General features: G+C 65.8%; 2 protein-coding genes. Both read right to left on the reverse strand.

Annotation, left to right across the window (positions count from 1 at the left end; genetic code table 11):
* On the reverse strand, positions 1-2,005 hold a 2,005-nt coding region (locus ACW73L_RS21960; protein ID WP_498924680.1), incomplete at its 3' end, for a hypothetical protein.
* A gap of 87 nt (positions 2,006-2,092) precedes the next feature.
* On the reverse strand, positions 2,093-5,611 hold the full coding sequence (locus ACW73L_RS21965) for a pentapeptide repeat-containing protein (RefSeq protein WP_498924681.1): 3,519 nt from the start codon (positions 5,609-5,611) through the stop codon (positions 2,093-2,095).
* Positions 5,612-5,761: the final 150 nt, after the last annotated feature.

Below are 5,761 nucleotides of genomic sequence, written 5' to 3' on the forward strand. Positions count from 1 at the left end.
ACGACACCGTGTTCGCGATCACCCACGGCGACGACGCCGTCTCGCCGATCGCCTCCGCCAGGGTGGCCGCATCGCCGACGGCCATGATCACCGCCATGATCTCGCCGAAAATCGGGATGGCGTTTTCGACGTGGTCCTCGGCGATTGCGCCCACGATGCTCACGGCGATTTCGTCCCAGATCGGGTCGAGCTGCGGCGTGAAGATGACCTTAGGAATGACGGAGCCCAAGCTGAGCAAAGTGTTCCAGATGTTAGTTGCGCTTCCGCCGTTGGCGGCAATGTCTTCGTAGGTGGCGCCTCCGGCGGCTACCAATGTGGCGAAACTCTCCAGCTTCGTCAGCGTTTGGAAATTGGTGAGCAAATCCACCAAAGCATGTTCAACGCCTTCCGGCCCTTCAACCGGGAGCTCGCGAATGACGCCCCAGGTCTGGGCCATGTCGATGTCCGTCAGCAGCGCGAAAGCCGTCAGACCGATGGTCAGGAGGCCGGTCATCAGGCTCGGGAACAGCACCTCGTCCTGGGGTGCGATATGGTCGGGATAGGCATCGGCCGGGAAATACTGCCGCCAGCCGCCGTCCAAAGCCCCGTTGCCCAAGCCACAGAACAGCAGTCGCGCCTGTGTCGCCTCCGGCGGAAAGTCGAGCGTCACCTCAATGGTGTTGGTGTCCCACAGCGGCACGCCGAGCACCGTGAACACCTGCGGCAACAGGCCGAGCGACTTGGCGTACTTCGTGTCCGGCCAGGTCGGATTGTCGTTCAGCGACAGGTTGGTTCCGTCCGCCTTCAGATACTGCACGTACACCCAGACCCAGCGCACGTAGTTGTTGTACAGCTTCAGCGGCACCTGCCCCGCCGCATAGTCGCCATTGGTCGCGGTATACGTACCGTACAGCAGCCCGGTATTCTGGATCTGCGCCTGCACCGCGGCACCGACCCCGGTTGGCGGCGTGTAGGGGGTTGACGTCGGCACAATGCCCTCGGGCTGATGCCAGGTGCTGGAGTTGCCCGGCGTCTCGTCCAGCGGCCGGTTCAGGACCGTGCCCAGACTGCCGGTATCCCGCACCCCCTGCACGCCCGCCACCACCGCCGTCTGCAGGGTGCTTTGGAAGCTCGCGTCGCCGCTCAGTCGAACCGTGGAAAAACCCGTCGTCTTGTTGCCGATCTTGATCTGGCTGGGGTTGCCGCTGGCGTCGACGGCAGGTTCCATGGTCGCGTAGTCCTGCCCCGACTGTTGCATCTGCGCGATCTGCGTCCCAAGTGTCGTCACCTCCGGCGTGCTCGACAGCAACGAACCCGTCACCGCCGCGGTCGGCCCGTCGATGGTTGCCACGTTCGGATGGCAATAGCTCAGGGCCACCGCTGCCCCGTAGGAGTCCACGATCTGGTTCAGGTCCACCACCTCTTGCGCCGAAATCAGGCGCGAGGTCCGGATCCCCAATGCGCGCAACCGCTCCACGGACCCCGACACCGAGCCGAAGTGACCGTCCAGGGCATACGCCGCCTGCGCCAGCGCCCGCACCGCCGGCCGCGGGGCATGAAACCCTTGCGCCGCCACCACCGACTGCGCCCCGCGTCGCCCATGCACCGACAACAAAACCGCGCGCCGCGGCGGCACCACCACCTTGGCGTAATGCGTCAAGCGCTCGCGATCCATCCGCTTCCATACACCGTCCCACGCTGCCAGCGCGCGCCGGGTGCCCCGCGTGTGCGGCGTCAACGCCACCTTGACCCCGTTCACCACCACATGCAGGTCTTCCAGTGACGCCGCCGGCCCCAGCGCGAAATGAAAGCGCCGCAGCACCCCGCCGCGCGCTTGCGTCGCCGACGACTCGACGTCTTCGCCCTCCTCCGGACGTTCTTCCGCCCACGCCGGCACACTGCGCAACACCACGGCCGCCGTCGCCGCATTTACGCCCAGTTTCAGCAGCCAGCGACGACCCACCGGCGTTCGCAGCAGCGCTTCCAGGGTCTGGCTCAAATCATCGTGCCGCTCTTCCGATCCCATACCTAATCCCCCGACGCTATATGAAATGAATCCTCGACAACGTCAGCCGTCGATCCCGATCACGACGCAGCAATGCACGGAGCCTTTTCAACGGAGGTGCAAGACGAAATGGCGCGGCCCGCTGCCGAGGCGCTTGGTCAGCTTGTACCAGCCCGGTACCAGTGGGCGCTGCTCCGTTACGCGAAACCTTAAGCGATCCGGTTCCCAGGCCAGCTTGCGCCCTGTCGCAAACACAGCTCCGTGGTTGCGAAGCGTGACCGGAACGCCCTTCGTCGCGGCTTTCGCCGGAAGGTTCACCACCCGTCGCCGGCAGTGCAGGACTCGCCCCGGGCGACACTCGATCACGGAGACGGGGCGCGGCACGTCCGACACCCCGCCGAGGGGTGCCGGCCCCACTAGCCGTACGCGCTGGTTTCCGGTGTCGGCGATCACCAGCATCGACGAACGCGTCGCCGCCACACCCAGCGGACCGTTCAGTTCGGTCGCGGTCGCGTAGAACTTGTCACCGTTGAAGCCACCCTGCGGCGTGCCATCGGTAATCACACCGGCCAGATCGTCGATGACATGCCCGGTCGCGGGTACGTAAGCGCGGATCAGATGGTTGCCGCTGTCGGCAAACAGCACGTTACCGTCGAGATTCACGGCCAAGCCTCGCGGCTCGTTCACCTGCACGGCGGTGCCGGGAAGCAGGATCCCGAACTGGCTGTTGCCGTTATACCCTGAGGTCCCGGTGCCCACGACGGACGTCACTTTCACGGGGCTGCTGGTCGGATCGATCTGGATGAGGCCGTCGGGTTGGCTGGTGGCGGCAAAGATCTGTCCATCCGCAGCCTGCACGACCGACACCACCGTGCCGGTCGCCGTGCCCGGCGCCAGCGTCGTGAGGGTGCCGTCGATGCCGACGCGCCGCACGCCGGCCGCGCCATCGGCGATAAGCAGCACCCCATGGGTATCTACCGCCACTCCGTTCGCGGCCGTCAAACTCGCCGTGGTGGCCTGGCCACCATCGCCACAGGGGGGCGCCGGGCACGGTATACCGGTCCCCGCTACGGTGCGGATCGTGCCGGTCGGGTCGATGCGCCGCACGCGCCGCAAGGCCGGGTCGGCCAGGTACACGGAACCGTCCAGTCCGACCGCGAGTCCGCTGGGCGTCCCCAGCAAGGCCGCGGTCGCGGGGCCCCCGTCACCGCACGCTGCTGTCGCGCTGCCGCAGGCCTGCCCGGCCTGCCCGGCCAAGATCACGGCCGAACTGTCACCGAACTGGCGCAGCGTGTGATCGTCCAGTACCACCAGATAGTTGTCTTCCGGCAGGGCTGTATTCCAGGTCGGCGGCGCCGCCGCGGCAATCGCCAGCGGCTTGCCCAGCTTCGTGGCATCGAACACCGTCGCCGTCAGCGACGGGCATGCGCCTCGGCCCGAGGCCGAACACGGCGCCGGCAGGGCTGGCGCCGCCGCGGGCGTTGGCAGCAGATTGCCGGTGCAGCCCGCCGGCGCCGTGGCACCGGACTTGCCGCTCGGACAGGCGCTGACATCCGCCAACGACACGTTGGCCACATCCGTCACGCCGAACGGGACCGGACCGTACACCTCGCCCGAACCCAGCGCCAGGGTCCAACTCCAGGTTTGCGGCTGCGGCGCGGTTTGGCAGTACGAGTTATTGGCGTCACCGCAGTACAGCCAGGCGCCATCGAAATCGGCCCCCGCGAGCTCGGCGCTGGCCAGTTGCACACCCGGCAGATACGCCCCGACGAAGCTCGCTGATGGGCTGCCGGGGCCACTCGGAGCCAGGACCGAATTAGTGAAGTTGCAGTTGATGCACACCGTGCCGTCAAAGCGCGCGCCCGACAGAGCGGCGCCCGTCAGGTCGAATCCTCCGCTCTCACTCACGCTCCCGGCCAGCACCGCCTCGGAAAAATCCACGTTCTGCAGGTCGGTGGCACTGTCGAAGGCGTCGCCCTTGCCGTAGAGATGCGCCCTCACGAAATTGGCGCCCGCCGCGCTCACGCTGTTGAAGTCGGTACTGACACCGCGGACCCCGCTGAACAGCGCGTTGTTCAGATGCGCGCTTTGGAAACTGGCTCCACTGATGATCGCATTGGCGAAGCTGGCGCCCTCGAGATGCGTGTTCGACCCCGCGAGGCTGGCGGCCGCGTGCGTCCCGTCGCTGGACAAATCGGCGCTTTCGAACACCGCATTCGGCGCCGTGACATTCTGCAAGCTCGCACCCGCCAAGCGCGCCAGCGTGAAATCGGTCCCGCTCAAATTGGCGTTGTTCAGTGTCGTTCCGGTCAGATCCAGCGCCTCGCCGAGGAAGCTCAAACCTGCGAAATTGACACCGCTCAGATCGGCTCCCGCGAATACGGCGCGGTCCGCCGGGGAAACCACGACCTGGGCGCCGGTCCAGTCGATCGGCGGAACGCCGTTGATGCCGCCGGGTGGGTTGGCGGCCAAGAGTTCCTTCACCCCCGCCAGCGACAACAGACTCCCCTCGAATGGCGGACCCGACCGCCAGGGGTCTGCTGCGTTGCAGTTGTCGATGTTCACGGACGAGTAGGTGATCCCCGAAAATGAAACCTCCCGCAGGTCCGATCCGGTGAGGTAGGAGCAGGGCGATATCGTCGCATTCGCGAAGATCGGGGGCTCCACGAATTGCAGCGCATTGAACCCCGCCGCGTTCAGAAATGCGCCCGAGAAGATCGTACCGTTGACGCGGGCATGATCGAATGTGCTCTCCCAAAACCACGCGCCGCCGAAGTTTGCCTGGTCCAGGATCGCACCATCGAATTTGTCAAAGACAACATCGATATCGGCGCTTCCGGGAAACACGGCCCCGGTCAGATCGGCGCCGGAAAAGTCTACCGACTCGATGGTCACGACATCGAAAGTCGTTTTCCGCAACTTGGCTTGCCCGGTAAACTGCGAATTGAGTATGTAGGCATTCGCGCCAGAGAAGGTGGCGCCGCTCAGGTCCGCGCCGGTGAACACGGCCGAGTCGAAATTCGCAGTGATCGTCGCTCCCTGCAGATTGGCGCCGGTGAATACGTCGCCTGTGCCGTCGCCGCTGAGCGTCGCTCCCTGCAAGTTGGCACCGGTGAAATCGCCTTTATACCCGCCAATATCGGCCTGGGGGCTCCCCAGCACAACGTTGGACCCAGACAGCTGGCAGCCTCGGCATGCGTTGAAGGTCGTCAGAACGTCAGACTGGGTGGTTGCCCACGCATAGACAAGCATTGAAGCGCCGCTGCCCGCATCAGGGGGCGGCAGCACCGGAGCCGGATCGTCCGGCCCGACATTCAACGCGCCCCAGGGCAGCGGGCCGGCATCGCTGTAAAGCATCAATGCAGCACCGGGCGCCACCGCAATCTGCCGTATCGGTCCCGTCAGGATGGGACTGATGCACTGGTCATCGAGCCCGCTGGTATCCTCACCCGCCCCGAACACTAGGGTATTGGGCGTGGAGGATCCGGGCGGATTTTGCGCCCACACCACGACCCCCAGAGTGGGGGCTGCAGGCGGCGTTTCGGTGTAGATGCATTGGGCAGCCTCGACCCTGAGTGCGACCAGCACGCTCAGGGCCAAGCCCAACCACAGGAGTGCGCCTCGCATCGATGTGCCGCCCGCCGCCTAAGATGGATCGAAGCGGCTGAGGGAGGGTTCGGCCACGCCCAGGGCCGGATCAATGCGCGGCTGACCGGTGCTGCTGTCCAGCAGCGGCGTGTAGTTCGCCGCGAAGATGCTGCGCCAGTAATCCACCGC

It is taken from the genome of Methylolobus aquaticus, from assembly GCF_054172105.1.